The sequence below is a fragment of the Streptomyces sp. NPDC053431 genome (genome assembly GCF_044544925.1).
GTDB lineage: Bacteria > Actinomycetota > Actinomycetes > Streptomycetales > Streptomycetaceae > Streptomyces.
The window spans coordinates 721558-737176 of sequence record NZ_JBITXX010000001.1; the positions used below are offsets into that span (position 1 = coordinate 721558).

At 71.8% G+C, this 15619-nt stretch carries 15 protein-coding genes and 1 pseudogene; 10 read left to right on the forward strand and 6 right to left on the reverse strand.

Annotated elements, in window-relative coordinates; genetic code table 11:
- Positions 1–214 precede the first annotated feature (214 nt).
- The 4 genes from ACIGXE_RS03150 to ACIGXE_RS03165 all read left to right on the forward strand — a co-directional run bounded on the left by ACIGXE_RS03150 (position 215) and on the right by ACIGXE_RS03165 (position 3440).
- Positions 215–640 carry a hypothetical protein gene (locus ACIGXE_RS03150; RefSeq protein WP_399742155.1) on the forward strand — a complete coding sequence of 142 codons (426 nt, stop codon included), beginning with the start codon at positions 215–217 and terminating at the stop codon, positions 638–640.
- Between the two features lie 5 nt (positions 641–645).
- A complete protein-coding gene (locus ACIGXE_RS03155; RefSeq protein ID WP_399742158.1) occupies positions 646–1737 on the forward strand; it encodes an alpha/beta hydrolase in 1092 nt (363 codons plus the stop codon).
- A gap of 153 nt (positions 1738–1890) precedes the next feature.
- The gene (locus ACIGXE_RS03160) at positions 1891–2202 is read left to right on the forward strand and encodes a hypothetical protein (protein WP_399742161.1); all 312 of its coding nucleotides are present in this window, start codon (positions 1891–1893) and stop codon (positions 2200–2202) included.
- Positions 2202–3440, forward strand: coding sequence for a hypothetical protein (locus tag ACIGXE_RS03165; protein WP_399742164.1), 1239 nt, complete (start codon positions 2202–2204; stop codon positions 3438–3440). Before ACIGXE_RS03160 ends, ACIGXE_RS03165 begins: the two co-directional genes overlap by 1 nt.
- Before the next feature lie 285 nt (positions 3441–3725).
- Here ACIGXE_RS03165 and ACIGXE_RS03170 read toward each other — a convergent pair whose 3' ends face one another.
- Entirely contained in the window at positions 3726–4166 is a 441-nt protein-coding gene (locus ACIGXE_RS03170; RefSeq protein WP_399743720.1) for a DUF4259 domain-containing protein, read from the reverse strand.
- A gap of 209 nt (positions 4167–4375) precedes the next feature.
- Here ACIGXE_RS03170 and ACIGXE_RS03175 point away from each other — a divergent pair, with 209 nt between their 5' ends.
- The 5 genes from ACIGXE_RS03175 (at position 4376) to ACIGXE_RS03195 (ending at position 10691) form a co-directional block, all read left to right on the forward strand.
- Positions 4376–6550 (forward strand): acyl-CoA dehydrogenase, encoded by a 2175-nt coding sequence (locus tag ACIGXE_RS03175; RefSeq protein ID WP_399742166.1) that lies wholly within the window; start codon positions 4376–4378, stop codon positions 6548–6550.
- A 54-nt stretch (positions 6551–6604) separates the two neighbouring features.
- Positions 6605–7795: a lipid-transfer protein gene (locus ACIGXE_RS03180; protein WP_399742169.1), complete on the forward strand. Its 1191-nt coding sequence runs from the start codon at positions 6605–6607 to the stop codon at positions 7793–7795.
- Positions 7796–7854: 59 nt separating this feature from the next.
- Positions 7855–9330, forward strand: coding sequence for an MFS transporter (locus ACIGXE_RS03185; protein ID WP_399742172.1), 1476 nt, complete (start codon positions 7855–7857; stop codon positions 9328–9330).
- Positions 9331–9819: 489 nt separating this feature from the next.
- A complete protein-coding gene (locus ACIGXE_RS03190; RefSeq protein WP_399742175.1) occupies positions 9820–10146 on the forward strand; it encodes a hypothetical protein in 327 nt (108 codons plus the stop codon).
- Positions 10146–10691 carry a hypothetical protein gene (locus tag ACIGXE_RS03195; protein WP_399742178.1) on the forward strand — a complete coding sequence of 182 codons (546 nt, stop codon included), beginning with the start codon at positions 10146–10148 and terminating at the stop codon, positions 10689–10691. Before ACIGXE_RS03190 ends, ACIGXE_RS03195 begins: the two co-directional genes overlap by 1 nt.
- Before the next feature lie 156 nt (positions 10692–10847).
- Here ACIGXE_RS03195 and ACIGXE_RS03200 read toward each other — a convergent pair.
- Positions 10848–11573 (reverse strand): annotated as a pseudogene (locus tag ACIGXE_RS03200) (site-specific integrase); the annotation flags it as partial.
- Positions 11574–11651: 78 nt separating this feature from the next.
- The gene (locus ACIGXE_RS03205) at positions 11652–12284 is read right to left on the reverse strand and encodes a response regulator (protein ID WP_399743723.1); all 633 of its coding nucleotides are present in this window, start codon (positions 12282–12284) and stop codon (positions 11652–11654) included.
- Positions 12285–12410: 126 nt separating this feature from the next.
- Between ACIGXE_RS03205 and ACIGXE_RS03210 the strand changes: the two genes are divergently transcribed.
- Positions 12411–12605, forward strand: coding sequence for a hypothetical protein (locus tag ACIGXE_RS03210; protein ID WP_399742181.1), 195 nt, complete (start codon positions 12411–12413; stop codon positions 12603–12605).
- A 27-nt stretch (positions 12606–12632) separates the two neighbouring features.
- On the opposite strand, the gene ACIGXE_RS03215 is transcribed toward ACIGXE_RS03210, so the two are convergent.
- Genes ACIGXE_RS03215 through ACIGXE_RS03225 form a run of 3 tightly spaced genes read right to left on the reverse strand, consistent with a single transcriptional unit; the run spans position 12633 to position 15553 of the window.
- Positions 12633–13802: a histidine kinase gene (locus ACIGXE_RS03215; RefSeq protein ID WP_399742182.1), complete on the reverse strand. Its 1170-nt coding sequence runs from the start codon at positions 13800–13802 to the stop codon at positions 12633–12635.
- A 24-nt stretch (positions 13803–13826) separates the two neighbouring features.
- A complete protein-coding gene (locus ACIGXE_RS03220) occupies positions 13827–14549 on the reverse strand; it encodes an ABC transporter permease (protein WP_399742186.1) in 723 nt (240 codons plus the stop codon).
- The gene (locus tag ACIGXE_RS03225) at positions 14546–15553 is read right to left on the reverse strand and encodes an ABC transporter ATP-binding protein (RefSeq protein ID WP_399742189.1); all 1008 of its coding nucleotides are present in this window, start codon (positions 15551–15553) and stop codon (positions 14546–14548) included. The genes ACIGXE_RS03220 and ACIGXE_RS03225 overlap by 4 nt, the downstream gene beginning before the upstream one ends.
- Between the last annotated feature and the right edge of the window lie 66 nt (positions 15554–15619).

The following is a 15619-nucleotide window of genomic DNA, read 5'->3' on the forward strand; positions in this document are numbered from 1 at the left end:
CATCCTCTCCACCGAGAATGACGAGGCGGGCCGAACGACCGCCAGTTCTCCAGCGATCAGGGAGCGGGCCGTCGGCTACGCTCGGCTGCAGGCCGCAGCCCCCTCCCGGGAGAATACGGCGGCGCTGATCGCACGCGTGATGGAGGAACGGTATGGGCACCGGCCAGGACCTGCTGTGGCGTAAGTCCTCGTACAGCGGGCGGCGCTGACCGCCGTGGCGACGCTCTTCGGGATGGCGGTCCTCGTCGTCGCCCTGACGGCCTGGGCGGGGGCCACGGTCGTCGGGGCGTTACGGGGCCGCCGGGCCGACCAGCCGGGGCGACGGCCCAGGCGGCGGCCTTCGCCCGCCAGGGTGGCCGTCGTCCTCGCCGTGCTCGCCTTCCTGGCGGGCGGGGCCGTCCACGCGTACGGCCTGTCGTACCTGCCGTTCCTGTTCCCTGAGGACGCGTGCTGGTTCAACGCGGGGTCGAAGGTCTCACCCGACTCCTCCGGCGCGCTGCCCGTCAGCCTGGTCTGCAACGGCGAGGAAATCGTCCCGGGCTGGGTCAACCCCTCGCTGCTCCTCCTCGGCGTCACGGGGATCGCGGCGACGGGCACGGCCGTCGTCCACGCGGTGCGCGCGCGGCGCGCGGCACGATGAAGGACATGACGCGCGGGCCGACGGACCGGCCGACGCCCTTCGATCCCGAAGTGGCCGCCGCTGTCGCCGCCTTGGGCACGGGTCGGCGCGAGCCGGTCACCCCGGGGAACCTGGCCGAGCGCCGGGCGCGGGACGCGGCCTCGCGGCCCCGGCCGACGGCCGTGGAGCTGCGGGCGGACGGGTGCTTCGAGGTGGAAGACCTACGCGTGGGAGACGTGACGCTGGTGAGCGCGCGGCCGGCGGGGCTGGACGGCCCGCTGCCGCTGCTCTACTACCTGCACGGCGGCGCGATGGTGATGGGCAACGCCTGGTCCGTACTCCCGACGGTGCTGCGCGAGTGGTCCGAGCCGCTGGGCATGGCCGTCCTCTCGGTCGAGTACCGGCTCGCGCCGGAGGCGCCGTACCCGGCCGCGCTGGAGGACGCGCACGCGGGCCTGGTCTGGGCGGCGGGGCACGCGGACGAACTGGACATCGACCCGGACCGCATCGTCATCGGCGGCAAGAGCGCGGGCGGCGGGCTCGCCGCGGCGCTCGCGCTGCTCGCGAGGGACCGCGGCGGCCCGGCCGCGCTGGGACAACTCCTCCTGTCGCCGATGCTGGACGACAGCCTGGCGACGTACTCCGCGCGCCAGATGTCGGGGGTGGACGTATGGGACCTGACGTCGCATGCGACGGTCTGGCAGGCGTATCTGGGTGATCTCCACGGGTCCGCCGAGCTGCCGCCGTACGCGGCACCGGCCCGCGCCACCGACCTGTCGGGGCTGCCTCCGGCGTACGTGGAGGTCGGCTCGGCGGAGATGTTCCGGGACGAGGGCGTGGCGTACGCGAACCGGATCTGGCAGTCCGGCGGCCAGGCCGAACTCCACGTCGTACCGGGCGCCTGCCACGGCTTCGACGGCCTGGCCCGCCACGCCACCCTCACCCAAGACGCCCGCGCGACCCGCACCCGCTGGCTTCGCCGGCTGCTCGCGCGGCCCGGTCGGCGCGCCGACCGGGCCGCGCGAGCCGCGCGGGCCGACTCCGCCGGATGGCGGCCGGGGCCTCCGCCGGTCGGCGGCACGTGTCACAAGCCGGGCCGGGCAGACGGGGGATCCTGAGGTGCGGGGGGCGTAGGGCCCGAACGAGAGCGATCCCGAGCGCCGTGCCCCGAACGAAGGGCCGGTCCCGCGTGCCACGGGAGAGGAAGCAGGGCGGTGGTCATGCTGACGGTGAAACCCACCCCGTGACTCTCGCCAAGGAGGCGGCTCACCGTGGCCGACAACACCCAAGCCACCGTAGAAGCAGCGGCCGTTCGCACTGCCGTCTACATGAACAGACGCTCCGTCATGCGCATCGACATCCCCATGGCGCACACCATGACGCCGCACAACAACGGATGGCGGATCACCTTCGACGCGGCGGGAAGACTTCGTGCCGTCATGAACGAAGGTCACAACGACTTCATCGACGTCAAGGCCGGAGACTTCCTGCTGTCCAGTGGGGAGGACTTCTTCATCTCGCTGCAGTCGACCAGCACCCTTCGTTCCGCTACCGAGGACGCGATGGCGGGAGAGGCACGCTGATGTCCACTCCCGTCACTCCCGTGAAAAACGTCCTCGACACGCTTGTGAGGTCGCTTCAGCCGGTCGCCACGGTGCGGCCGGGCGGCGTACTGGTGGATGCCACGATCGAGCCACTGCCCAGCACGGTCGAGATCACGGAGATGGTGAAGGGCGCCGTCGACATGACGTTCATCACGAAGGACGTCAGGTTCGCGGGTTCCGGGCCTGAGAAACCATCCCTCACTCCGGCCGATCTGGGCCCCCAAGTGATCACAGGCGGGCAGCCCCTGGGCGGCGTGGCCGTGCCACCCGGAGTCAACGGCCTGCTCGGCCAGCTCGCCGGCTCGATCCCCATGCTCAGCAAGACGCAGGTACCGGTACAGGTGGAGGTGGTGTGGAGCGTCGAGGACGAGAACGGCAACCCGCTCGCTGAGACCCAATGGGACATCGTCAAGGGAGTCCCGGACAACGAGGGCGGTACGCCCAAGATTAAAGGGACCGACATCACCGTCGCGTTCAAGCCGGTGGTGGAGGAACTCACCACGACCAATCCGGTGCCGGCACCGGCCCGTCGCCAGCTTCGCGCCAGAATCAAGCTCACCGTCCAGGGGACGCCGCCGGTGACGGCGGAGTCTCCGCCGGAGCTGCCGCCCGTCCCCGTGCTGATCCCCACGCTCCTCATCCCGAAGCTGATCGCGGCGTTCAGACACGACGAGTTCCAGCCCAAGGCAGGCGACGACGACGGGTTCGTGTTCCTCATGGTCCCCGGGCACTCGCCGCTGCGCAGCCTCGACCAGCTCAAGACGACTCTGGCGACGCTGCAGGAGACGTTGACCACGCTGAAGTCCTTCGCCGACCTGGCCGCGTTCCTGCTGAAACTCGACAGCCTGGTCAGCGGCGTCACCGCGAGCACGTACTTCGCGTTCGCCGGGGCGGACGGGGTGCCGGTGCTCAACGACATCACGGTGATCCAGAACGACCTGCTCACCAACGACATCGAGCTCGAGGACGAGATCAGTTCGATGATCTTCATCGGACCGCCGGGCAGGGTCGTCCACTGGTTCTGTGAGGACGACTACAGCACCGAGAACGGCGACTTCAGCCTGAAGGTCGGCGGTCAGATGTTCACCGTCATCCGCAACCTCGCCAGCGCCGGTACGCCCGTGACGGACCCGCCCGGCATGGCGACCGTCCATCACACGCCCGACTCGGGGGACGAGACCTTCAACGACTACGTGTCCTCGGTCAGGTTCGAGTGACGCAGACGCTCCACGTCGAGGTACCCGGACCGGCGTCCTGCTGGACTCTCTCCGTCGACAGGGTCCGCCACCCCGTCAACGAGAGCGTTCCAGTGGCGCCGGGCCGGCGGCACGTCGACCTTCGCTGCGACCTGCTCTGGCCCGCCGCACGGGCCGAAGGCCACGTCACCTGCACGGTCCATGTGCCGGCCGGCGGCAGGGTGCGCCTCACGACCCCCGGCGCGGACCTGATCGGAAGCCTCTCCAATCCCGGGGTGCCCGACCGCCTTCCGGCGTGAAGGCGCCTTACCCCGCGGCGTCTTCGGTGTCGCCCGTACGCCCGGCCGCGCCCGCGAGCACCGCGCGCAGCCGCAGCACGCCCGCCTTCCACGCGTCGCCGTCCGACTCCTCCCACAGCTCCAGGAGTTCGGAGTCCTTGCCGAGCACCCGGTCGAGGGCCGCGAGGGCCTCGGGGCGCAGGGCGGCGGGGAGGGGCGGTATCGGGGCCTCAGGGCCGTACGCCGTGGTGACCGGGTCGCCGCCGGGCAGCTGCGCGGCGACCAGGGCCGCCGCGGCGACGGCCTCGACCGCGATGTCGGAGTCCAGGTAGTCGTCCCCTGTCCCGGTCACCTCGCGGAAGGCGGCGAGCAGCACCTCCGCCTTCCTCTCCGCCGATGCCTCGTCGACCGTGTACGAGAAGTCCGCGGCGGTGTCGTTGTCGAAGGGGCCGATGTCCCAGGTGCCCATGGCGCGTGCGCCCTCTCTTTCCCGCATGCCTGCTGTCGCTCCGCATCGTGACAGGCGGCACTGACAACGCCGGCGCGGTCCGACTGGTCCCGGCGGCCGGCCCCGGCGACCCCGGCGGCCCCTCGGCCGCAGCCGCTCCCGCGGGATCCGCGACGAACCCTCTCATCTGACCTTCCGTCAGATTGAAACGTGTTCTAGTCTGCGGAGCCATGGGCATCGCCATCACGCACGAACAGCGGGAGCTCGCCCGATCCGTCCGCGGCTGGCTCACCCGCGCCGTACCGCCGGAGGCCGTACGCAAACTGCTCGACGCGCCCGACACCGGCCGCCCCGCGTACTGGGACGGGGCCGCCCGGCAGGGACTGCTCGGGATCCATCTGCCGGAGGAGTGCGGCGGCGGGGGCGGCGACCTGGTCGACCTGGCCGTCGTCCTGGAGGAGGCCGGGCGGGCGCTGCTGCCCGGGCCGTACCTGCCCAGCGTCCTCGCCGCCGAACTGCTGCACCGCGCCGGCCGGACCGAGGAGGCCGCCGCCGTCGCCGCGGGCGAGCGGATCGCGGCCGTCGCCCTCGGTGCCGGGACGCTCACCGCCCTCCGCACCGACGACGGGTACGTCCTCGACGGCACCGCCCCGCCGGTCCTCGGCGGCGCCGGCGCCGACCTGCTGATCCTCGCCGCCGCCACCGCCGACGGCACCGTCTGGCTCGCCGCGGACGCCGGGGCGGCGGACGGCACCGTCGCCGTACGCCCGCACGACAGCGCCGACCCCACCCGGCCCACCGCCGAGGTCACCGCGCGCGGCACCCGCGTTTCGGCTGACCGGGTGCTCGCCCTCGACTCCCTCCTCGTCCGCGACCTCGCCGCCGTCCTCCTCGCCGCCGACGCCTGCGGCACCGCCGCCCGCGCGGTCGACGTCGCCGCCGAACACGCCCGCACCCGGGTGCAGTTCGGCAAGCCCATCGGGCAGTTCCAGGGCGTCAAGCACCTGTGCGCCGACATGCTCGTGCGCCTCGAACAGGCCCGCGCCCTCACCTGGGACGCGGCCCGCGCCGCCCGCGAGGCCGACCCCGACGCACGGACCCTCACCGCGGCGCTCGCCGCCGCCACCGCCCTCGACACCGCGTACGGCTGCGCCAAGGACTGCGTCCAGATCCTCGGCGGCATCGGCTTCACCTGGGAGCACGACGCCCACCTCCACCTGCGCCGCGCGCTCGTCGCCCGCCAGCTCCTCGGCGGCGGCGACACCCACCGCGCCACCGCCGTACGCCACGCCGCCGCCGGCACCCGCCGCGTCCTGCGCCTCGAACTCCCCGAGGACGCCGAGCGGTTCCGTACGGCCGCCCGCGAGGCGCTCGCACCCGCCGCCGGACTCGACCCGCGCGCCGCCCGCCGCGCCCTCGCCGGCACCGGCTACGCCGCGCCGCACCTCCCGGAGCCGTACGGACTCGGCGCCGGCCCGCTGCAACAGCTCGCCGTGCAAAGGGAGATGGAGGCGCTGGGCATCACGCTCAGCCCGCTGTCCATCGCCACCTGGGTGATCCCCTCCCTCCTCGCGTACGGGACACCGGCGCAGCAGGAACGCCACCTCGGCCCCACCCTGCGCGGCGAACAGCAGTGGTGCCAGCTCTTCTCCGAACCCGAGGCCGGCTCGGACCTCGCCTCCCTCCGTACGAGAGCCGAGCGGACGGACGGCGGTGGCTGGCGGATCAACGGGCAGAAGGTGTGGACGAGCGCCGCCCAGTGGGCCGACTACGGGATCCTGCTCGCCCGCACGGACCCCGACGCGCCCAAGCACCGCGGCCTCACCTACTTCGTCGTCGACATGAAGACCACTCCCGGCGTCGACATCCGCCCGCTCAAGGAGATCACCGGCGAGTCCCTCTTCAACGAGGTGTGGTTCGACGACGCCGTCCTGCCCGCCGACGCGGTCGTCGGCGAGGTGAACGACGGCTGGCGCGTCGCCCGCAACACGCTGGGCAACGAACGCGTCCACATGGCCGACCAGGTCGCCTTCGACACCGGCCTCGAAGCGCTCGTCGCGGCCTCCGCGACGGCCGACACCTCCGTACGCGTCCGGATCGGCGCCCTCGTCGCCGAGGCGCACGCCCTCGCCTGCATCGGCCTGCGCACCACCCTCCTCCAGGTGTCGGGCCTCGAACCCGGCCCGGGCGCGAGCGTCCGCAAGCTCGTCCAGACCCTCCACCAGCAGAAGGTCGCCGAGCTCGCCCTCGAACTGCTCGGCCCGGCGGGCGCGGTGGCGGAGGGACCGGGGCGGCGGGCCGTGCACGGACTGCTGATGTCGCGCTGCCTGACGATCGCGGGCGGGACGACGCAAGTGCAGCTGAACGTCGTGGCCGAGCGCCTGCTCGGCCTCCCGAGGGACTGACCAGAGACAGACCAGAGACTGACCAGAGACTGACCAGAGACGGAGAGGCCTGCTGTGAAGTCGTACATCGTGGGCGTAGGCATGACGAAGTTCGAGAAGCCGGAGACCCGGGACTGGCAGTACTGGGACATGGCGAAGGAGGCCGGCACCGCCGCCCTGGCCGACGCCGGCATCCCGTACGGCCTGGTCGAACAGGTGCCGGTCGGCTACTGCTTCCAGCCCTCGACGGCCGGCCAGCGCGCCGCGTACGAACTCGGCCTGACCGGCGTCCCCGTCTACAACGTCAACAACAACTGCGCGACGGCGTCGACGGCGCTGATGATGGCGCGGCAGTTCGTGGAGGGCGGGATCGCGGACTGCGTGCTCGCCCTTGGCTTCGAGAAGATGGCGCGGGGCGCCCTGGGCGGCGGCTCGGACGGCGGAGACTTCAAGACGTCACCTGTCGCCCGGCACTACGGCATCATGGCGGCCGCCCACGGCTTCGAGATGAGCCCGCCCACCGCGCAGATCTTCGGCAACGCGGCCCGGGAGCACATGGACCGCTACGGCACGACGGAGGTCCAGCTGGCGGCGGTCGCGGCCAAGAACCACCGCCACTCGTCCCGTAACCCCCACGCGCAGTTCCAGGACGTCTACTCGGTCGAGGAGATCCTCGCGGCGAAGACCATCCACCGCCCGCTCACCAAGCTCCAGTGCTCGCCGACCTCGGACGGCGCGGCGGCCGCGGTCGTGGTGTCGGAGCGCTTCGTGGCCGAACACGGCCTGGCGGACCGGGCGGTGGAGATCGCGGGCCAGGCCATGACGACGGACACGGCGGAGTCCTTCGCCTCGGGCTCCTGCATCGACGTCGTGGGCCGCCCGATGTCGCGGGAGGCGGCGAGGAAGGCGTACGAGACCTCGGGCCTCGGCATCGAGGACGTGGACGTGGTCGAACTCCACGACTGCTTCTCGATCAACGAGCTGCTGACGTACGAGGCCTTGGGCATGTGCGAGGAGGGGGCGTCGGGCAAGCTTGTGGAGTCGGGCGCGACGACGTACGGCGGCCGCTGGGTCGTGAACCCCTCCGGCGGCCTGATCTCGAAGGGCCACCCGCTGGGCGCGACGGGCCTGGCACAGGCGGCGGAACTGGTCTGGCAGCTGCGCGGCGAGGCCGGCCCACGCCAGGTGCCGGGCGCGCGGGTGGGCCTGGCCCACAACATCGGGCTGGGCGGGGCGGCGGTGGTGACGATGCTGCGCAGGCCGTAGCGGCAAGGTACAGAGAACGGTGATGTACGGGTCGGGGCGGGTCTGCGACCATGACACCCATGCCGCGACCCGAGATCACCGGGAAGACTCCCGACCCCACCGCCCCGACCGACCCCGCCCTGTCCGGCCCCGCCCGGCCCTCCCCGCCCGGCCGTGTGTGGCCGGTGGTGCTGGTCGCCTGCGCGGGCCAGTTCCTCGTCATCCTCGACGTGTCCGTCGTGAACGTGGCGCTGCCGTCGATGCGGACGGAGCTCGGGCTCACGGCGACGGGCCTGCAGTGGGTGGTGAGCGTGTACTCGATCGCGTTCGCGGGCTTCATGCTGCTCGGCGGCCGGGCGGCGGACCTCTTCGGCCGCAAGCGCATGTTCGTGGCGGGCCTGAGCCTCTTCACCCTGGCCTCGGTGGCCGGCGGTCTGGCCCAGGAGGGCTGGCAGCTGCTCGCGGCCCGCGCGGTCCAGGGCCTGGGCGCGGCCGTGCTCTCCCCGTCGACCCTCACCCTGGTCACCGCCACGGTCCCGGACGGTCCGGCCCGCACCCGGGCCGTCGGCACCTGGACGGCGGTCGGCGCCGCCGGCGGCGCGGCGGGCGGCTTCATCGGCGGCGCGCTGGTGGACCTGCTCTCCTGGCGCTGGGTCCTGCTGATCAACGTCCCCATCGGCGTCGTGGTCCTGGCGGGCGCCCTGCTGTGGCTGACCGAGAGCCGCGTCGAGGGCGGCCGGCGCCTGGACCTGCCGGGCGCGATCCTGGTCACGGCGGGCCTGGCGACTTTGGCGTACGGCATCGTGCAGACGGAGGAGTCGGGCTGGACGTCCCCGTCGACCCTGGTCCCGCTGGCCGCGGGCGCTCTGCTCCTGACCGCCTTCGTCCTGGTCGAACGCCGAACCCCGGCCCCCCTGATGCCCCTGCGCATCTTCCGTACGCGGGCGGTGTCGGCGGCGAACGTGACGATGCTGCTGTGCGGCTCGTCGTCGTTCGGCATGTGGTTCTTCATGACGCTGTACGCCCAGAACGTCCTGGACTACCCGCCCCTGGAGGCCGGCCTGGCCCTGATCCCCAGCTCGGCGAGCGTCATCGCCGGCTCGAAACTGGCCCCCCGCCTCCTGCCCGCCTTCGGCGCCCGCACGGTCGCGGTGACGGGCGCCCTGGTCGCGGCGAGCGGATTCGCCTGGCAGTCCACGATGACGCCCGACGGCACCTACCTGACGGCGATCCTCTTCCCGGGCGTCCTGATGATGTTCGGCATCGGCGTCGCCTCCACCCCCCTCGCCGTCCTCGCCACCACCCAGGCACCCCCCTCCGAAGCCGGCCTCGCCTCCGGCCTCATTAACACCTCCCGCACCATGGGCGGCGCCCTCGGCCTCGCGACCCTCTCCACGGTCGCCGCCACGGTCACCGCCGGCGCCACCACCCCCGAAGCCCTCACCTCCGGCTACGCGGCGGCCTTCCGCACGGCGGCGTGCGTGCTGGTGGGGACGGCGGTGGTGATGGGGGTGTGGCTGCCGCGGCGGGAGAAGCGGAGCGACGACATGCGGTGATACAAATCAAGCTGTCGACAATTGACGTGACGTGCGTCACATCTCTGTCACGCCAGTCGGCATCACGCTATGCGCATTAATTGGAATCTCACATTCCGTTTGATGGTCCACTTGCGCCTGGAGGTCAAGGGAGTCCTTTCGAGTTCGTCGGCTCGGCCGATGATTGCGTACGGTGCTTGTCACGCTGTGTGGCTGAAAACCGTTCCCGAGCGGGCGTTAAATCGGCGCCGATGTATCGCCCTATGGGCCTATTTACCCGGTCGGACTGCGACTTCCGGACATGACAAATGTCTTTGACGTGACGGCAAGTCATGTCGTTGGGTGACCCACCTACTGTGAACTTTGCGCGATGCAGGGGTGGGGATTGTGAAGAGACAGTGGGTGCGTCGGCGTGCCCGAAGCACCGTGGTCGCGCTATCGGCAATGGCCATTAGCTTGATTGTTCCGGTCTCGTCGGCCCACGGGGTCACGCCGACCGCGGATTCGTCCGTGCTCGACGAAGCACACCAGGCGCTCGAACAGGCCAAGGAAACCGGCCGGCGCGTTGAGGTCCAGAGCGAGCGCGGGGAACGCACCACCGTGTTCGCGAACCCCGACGGTTTCACACGTGCCGACGGTACGGTCGGACCCAAGGCGGCATCGGCCGAGATGTCGTTCTCGGACGGCTCCGGCGACGGCCCCCTGGTCAAGATCTCCGACCAGGGCCGTTCGCTCGAACTCGGCTGGAAGGGCGACCTCCCGGGACACTTCCTGCCGTCGAGTGACAGCCTGGAAATCGGCAAGGAAGCGTTTGCGGCAGCGGGGGTTCACTTCTGATGAACAGCTTCGATGATCTGACGTCGCTCGACCTGCGATCTCTCGCCGAGGGCCTGGCCTCGCACGCTCCCGCCCAGGCTGAGCTGGTGCCTGGCCAGTGGCTAGGCGTTGTCGAGCTGCTCACGATGCGCCTGACTGACGGTTTCGGAGACCTGCCGACGGAGCTCTGGGGTGCGTGTTCGGAGGCATTCGGGTACGCCCTCGAAACCGCCGTCGCCTCTGGTGCAATCGATTACCGCGAGAGCGTGATTCGCCGCTTGAATCTTTCACTAACCCTGCTTCAGAAGGTCCCGCCGAACGCCGAATTCGATGTTCTCAATCCGGGCTACCTGATCGACCTCCTGCTTCAGGAGATTCCGATGTCGGCCGAAGAAGCTCGGACCCTATCGGCCGATTGGCGCAGTCTCGACATTTCGCAGATTCGACTTCTGCGAGCCGTCAAGAACATCGTATCGCCCGGTCTGGCGATCTCTAGCCTGGCTTCTGGAAAGGAATTTGATCCACGTTTGACGGCGTGGGAGGAAGTTCTTCCATCGCTCCCTTAAGTGAGTAACCAGGAAGCCCCACCGGATCAGAATTCCGGTGGGGCTTCCTGTGCTTTGACGGCAGAAGTTGACGGCAACGTCGGCGGCCGGGTGCTGCAACCAAGCGGCGGATCGTCGCCGTCGCGGGGCTCCGGACGACCGTCGGGCTGGGTGGCAGAGCGCGTTGCTGAGGGTGTCGATGGCCTGCCTCTGGAGGCGGAGCGGACGTGGGCATACACCGTCGCGATCACGCCGATGTGGGCATGGCCCAGCAGCTCCTTGAGCACGACGAGTTCGACGCCCTGTTCTAGGAGGAGGGTCGCCGCCGAGTGGCGGAGGTCGTGGAGCGGATGCGGCGGAGCCTCGCCCGGCGGAGTAGGGCGGTGAAGTGGCGGGTGAAGACGTAGCCGCCTTCCAGCTCCTACCCGCCACTTCGCGCTCCTGGTGCTGCCGGTCGCGGTGCTGCTCGAGTGAGCGCACGCACAGCGTCGGCAGGGCGATCCGCCGCTCGGAGCTCTGGGTTTTCGTCGGGAGAGCGGTCAGGCCAGCGGTTTTGGTGCGCTGGAGGGTGCGGCGCATGCTGGCGGTGCCGCTGGCCAGGTCGAGGTCTTCCCAGCGCAGGCCGAGGAGTTCGCCCTTGCGGAGCCCGGTCCGCAGAGCGAGGTCGAACAGGGCGTGCAGCCGGTGGCCGTGGGCGGCGGCGAGAGGGTGCGAGCCTCAGCCTCGTCGGCGGTGAGGGGCTCGAAACGGCGGGGCCGGGCTGTGCCCACGCGGATGTTGCGGGCGACGTTGCGCGGGATCTCCCTCGCGGACCGCGTGCTCCGAGGCGGACTTGAGCACGGAGTGGATGTAGGCGAGTCAGCGGGGGAGCCGCTTGCCGCAGCACGTGCCGGTCGCGCAGCAGCGGGGCTAAGTTTCCGTGCTGATTCTCAGAACGTAGCGAAGAGCCCCGCCGGACGTCCGGCGGGGCTCTCTTCGGGCTTACAACCACCCCTGCTGACGGGCCGCCCGGACCGCCTCCATCCTGTTCCGGGTGCCCGTCTTCCCGATCGCCGACGACAGGTAGTTGCGGACCGTCGACTCCGAGAGGTGGAGGGTGGCCGCGATGTCCGCGATCGTCGCGCCGTCCACCGAGGCGCCCAGGGCGTCGCGTTCGCGGGCCGTCAGGGGGTTCGGGCCGGCGCTGAGGGCGGCGGCCGCGAGGGCCGGGTCGATGACCGTTTCGCCGCGGAGGGCCTTGCGGACGGCCTCGGCCAGGTCCTCGACCGGGCCGTCCTTGACGAGGAAGCCCGCCGCGCCGGCCTCCATCGCGCGGCGGAGGTAGCCGGGGCGGCCGAAGGTCGTGAGGATGAGGACGCGGCAGTCGGGGACCTCGTCGCGCAGGTCCGCCGCCGCGTCGAGGCCCGAGCGGCCCGGCAGTTCGATGTCCAGCAGGGCCACGTCGGGGCGGACCGTCAGGGCGGTGGACACGATCTCGTCCCCCCGGCCGACCTGCGCGACGACCTCCAGGTCCGGTTCCATCCCGAGGAGCAGCGCGAGCGCGCCGCGCATCATGCCCTGGTCCTCGGCGAGGAGGACCCTGACGGACTTCGTGGGGCGGTGGTCCTGCGGCATCTCGTTCACGGGATCAGGGTAGGGCGGGGTGCGGTCGGGGCGCGCGTCGGAAGGTGTGCTTCCACTTGGCCGGCCGGAGGCGGCCGGCCGGCGCATCCCCGTGCCGGGGCGGGTCGTTGGGAGGGCATGAACGACATCAAGCGCACAGTCGCCGCCCTTCTTCTCGCCGGTGCCGCCCTCGGGTCGGCCGGTGCCCCGCAGGCCGCGGCCGAGGACGGACTCGGGCTCGTCGGGATGCTCGGGCTCCACGACGGCAGCAAGGGGGGTGACGGGACCTCCGTGACCATCAGCGGGAACGACTCCGTCTCCGACATCGGCTAGCCGGGGCGCGACCGCGGAGGCGGGAGCTCAGCCTCGCGCGAGCTCCTCCACCGGGAGCTCCGCCGTCACCCGGAAGCCGCCCCTCGGACCCGGGCCCGAGGTCAGGCTGCCGCCGGCCGCGGTGAGGCGTTCCGTCAGGCCCTTCAGGCCGCTGCCCGGCATGCCGGGGATGCCAGGGGTGCCTTCGGGCGGGACGCCGCGGCCGTTGTCCGTGACCGTGAGGCGGACGCGGTCCGGGGTGCCGCCCAGCTCGAACTCGCAGCGGGTCGCGCCGCTGTGGCGTACCGCGTTGGTCGCCGACTCGCGGACCACCCAGCTCAGCAGGGCCTCCGTCTGCGGCTCCAGGGGCGGGCCCGACTGGAGGACCACCGGTTCGATGCCGGCCGAGGAGAGGGCGTCGCGGGCGCGGTCGAGCTCCGTGGTGAGGCTGCCCTCGCGGTAGCCCGTCACCGCCTCGCGGATCTCGGTGAGGGCCTGGCGGCCCACCGACTCGATGTCCGCGATCTGCGTGAGTGCCGCCTCCAGGTCGCGAGGGGCAAGGCGGCGGGCGGCCTCGGCCTTCACCACGATCACCGAGAGCGTGTGGCCCAGCAGGTCGTGCAGGTCGCGGGAGAAGCGGAGGCGTTCCTTCTCCACCGCCGTGCGGGCGAGTTCCTCCTGGGTGGCCCGCAGCTCCTCCACCGTGCTGTTCAGGGTGAGGATCGCCGCCGTCACCATGACCGAGATGAACGTGCCGTACACGATCCCGAACGAGTCCCAGCCGTCCCGCCAGAGCGTCACCACCCCGACCGCCAGGACCAGGGGGAACACGAGCAGCCGCAGGCGCACCGCGCCCCGGACGATCGCCCCTACCGCGAGGCCCAGGAGCGGGAAGAGGAGCAGCCACTCCCTGCCGTAGCCGATGGCGAGCGCGAAGGTGAGCGCGCCCAGGGCGGCGAGGAGCCACCAGGTCGTCGCGTTCTCGCGGCGGCGCTCGTCGAAGGCGCGGAGGACGATCGCGATGTAGAGGGTGTTGAAGGCGAGCAGGCCCAGGCCCCCGAGCCAGGGGTTCGCGGCCTCGCCGCTGACGAGGTGGGACAGCGCGCCCAGGCCCATCAGCAGCCACGGCAGCAGGCTCAGTCCGCTCGGACCTTCCTTGTGCCGCCGCTCCGCCCGCTCCCGCAGCGCCGCGCGCCGGCACCGCCACCAGTCCCTCATCCCCGTTCCTTCCTTTCCGATCCGTTACGCCGTCCTCGCCGAACGACGGTAGGAGATCGCCGCGTACGCGCCGAACGCCACCGCCCAGACGGCCAGGATCGTCAGCGCCGCCGCGCTCGGCATCGTGCCCTCCGCGACCGCGCGGCCCAGCTCCGAGAAGCGGTTGGTCGGGGTGTACGAGGAGACCGTGGCCAGCCACTTCGGGAACAGTTCGACCGGGAACCACAGGCCGCCGACCACCGCGAGGCCCAGGTTGCAGGCGATGTTGACAACGCCCGTGGTCTGCGCCGACAGACGGTAGCCGTTGCCGAGGCCGAGCAGGGTGAAGGGGAGCGAACCGGCCCACAGGGCGACGGCCGTGACCGCCCACTGCCAGGCTTCGAGCCGTACGCCGTTGGCGAGGCCGCCCGCGAGCAGCACCGCGGTGATGGCGGGGAGCACCACGACCGTGCCGGTCAGGGCCCGGCCCGTGACCACCTGGCGCGGGGTCATCGGCGTGATCCGCAACTGGCGCAGCCAGCCGGAGGACTTGTCCTCGGCGACTCCCGTGCCGAGGGACAGGGCGGCGCCCAGCGCGCCGTACGCCGCCATGCCGACCATCGCCGCGGTCTTGAACTCGGCGCTGTTCTGTCCGCCGAGGTTGGTGAAGAGCAGGTACATCATGACCGGCATTCCGATCGACGAGATCGCGAAACCGACGTCGCGCAGGGTGCGGCGGACTTCGAGGCGGACGTAGGCGGTGATCATCGGGACATCTCCGGGGTCGTGTCGGAGGCGGCGGGGGCGGCAGAGGTTGCGGGAGCGGCGGCGTATGCGGCGGCGGGGGCCGGCTCGCGGGTGAGGGCGAGGAAGGCGTCGTTCAGGGAGACCGGGGTGACCTCCAGGTTCCGTACGGCGTGCATCGCGGCGAGCGCGAGGACGGTCGCGTCGGAGTCGTCGCTGCGCAGGTGGGCACGGTCACCGCGGATCTCCACGGCGGTTACCCCCGGCAGCAGCGCGAGCCTCTCGGTGGAGCGGCCGGCCAGGTCGAAGGAGACGCTGGTGCCGCCCACCGCCCGCTTCAGCTGCTCGGCGGTGCCGTCGGCGACGACCCGCCCGGAGTCCACCACGACGATCCGGTCGGCATGGGCGTCGGCCTCCTCCAGGTAGTGGGTGGAGAACAGGACGGTGTTGCCGCGCCGGGCGTAGCCGCGCATCGAGTCCCAGAAGGCCTCGCGGGCCTCGACGTCGAGGGCCGCGGTCGGCTCGTCCAGGACGATCAGCTCGGGGTTGCCGGCCAGGGCGACGGCGAACCGTACGCGCTGGGCCTGGCCCCCGGAGAGCCGGTCGACGCGCCGGTCGGCGAGTTCGGTGAGGCCGGCGAGCTGCAGGGCCTCGGCGACCGGCATCGGAGCGGGGTAGGTGCGGGCGACGAAGCCGACCAGCTCGCGGACGGTGACCCGGGGGACCGGGCGCACGTCCTGCAGCATGGCGCCGATCCGGCCGGCCTCGACCGCGCGGGCCGGCGCCCCGTCGAAGAGGCGGACCTGCCCGCTGTCGGGCTCGTCGAGGCCGAGGAGGAGGTTGACGGTCGTCGACTTGCCGGCGCCGTTGCGGCCGAGCAGGGCGACGGTCTCGCCGCGGCGGATGGCGAGGTCGATGCCGTCCACGGCACGGACCCGGCCGAAGGCGCGGGCGACGCGGGTGAACTCCACCGCGGTCCCCTCGGCGACCGCGCGCCCCGCGGCCCTTGCTGATGCTGCTGTCTTCATGCCCACGAAGCTACGGAGCGGGGCCGGGGGGCCGGCAGGCTCGGGAGTACGGACCTGGCGGTGACA

Coding starts and splice junctions, on each gene's coding strand:
- ACIGXE_RS03215 (WP_399742182.1), bottom strand. CDS start 13,802: ATGAGGGACTGGTGGCGGTGCCGGCGCGCGGCGCTGCGGGAGCGGGCG.
- ACIGXE_RS03165 (WP_399742164.1), top strand. CDS start 2,202: ATGTCCACTCCCGTCACTCCCGTGAAAAACGTCCTCGACACGCTTGTG.
- ACIGXE_RS03175 (WP_399742166.1), top strand. CDS start 4,376: ATGGGCATCGCCATCACGCACGAACAGCGGGAGCTCGCCCGATCCGTC.
- ACIGXE_RS03220 (WP_399742186.1), bottom strand. CDS start 14,549: ATGATCACCGCCTACGTCCGCCTCGAAGTCCGCCGCACCCTGCGCGAC.
- ACIGXE_RS03155 (WP_399742158.1), top strand. CDS start 646: ATGACGCGCGGGCCGACGGACCGGCCGACGCCCTTCGATCCCGAAGTG.
- ACIGXE_RS03225 (WP_399742189.1), bottom strand. CDS start 15,553: ATGAAGACAGCAGCATCAGCAAGGGCCGCGGGGCGCGCGGTCGCCGAG.
- ACIGXE_RS03195 (WP_399742178.1), top strand. CDS start 10,146: ATGAACAGCTTCGATGATCTGACGTCGCTCGACCTGCGATCTCTCGCC.
- ACIGXE_RS03170 (WP_399743720.1), bottom strand. CDS start 4,166: ATGGGCACCTGGGACATCGGCCCCTTCGACAACGACACCGCCGCGGAC.
- ACIGXE_RS03185 (WP_399742172.1), top strand. CDS start 7,855: ATGCCGCGACCCGAGATCACCGGGAAGACTCCCGACCCCACCGCCCCG.
- ACIGXE_RS03210 (WP_399742181.1), top strand. CDS start 12,411: ATGAACGACATCAAGCGCACAGTCGCCGCCCTTCTTCTCGCCGGTGCC.
- ACIGXE_RS03205 (WP_399743723.1), bottom strand. CDS start 12,284: ATGCCGCAGGACCACCGCCCCACGAAGTCCGTCAGGGTCCTCCTCGCC.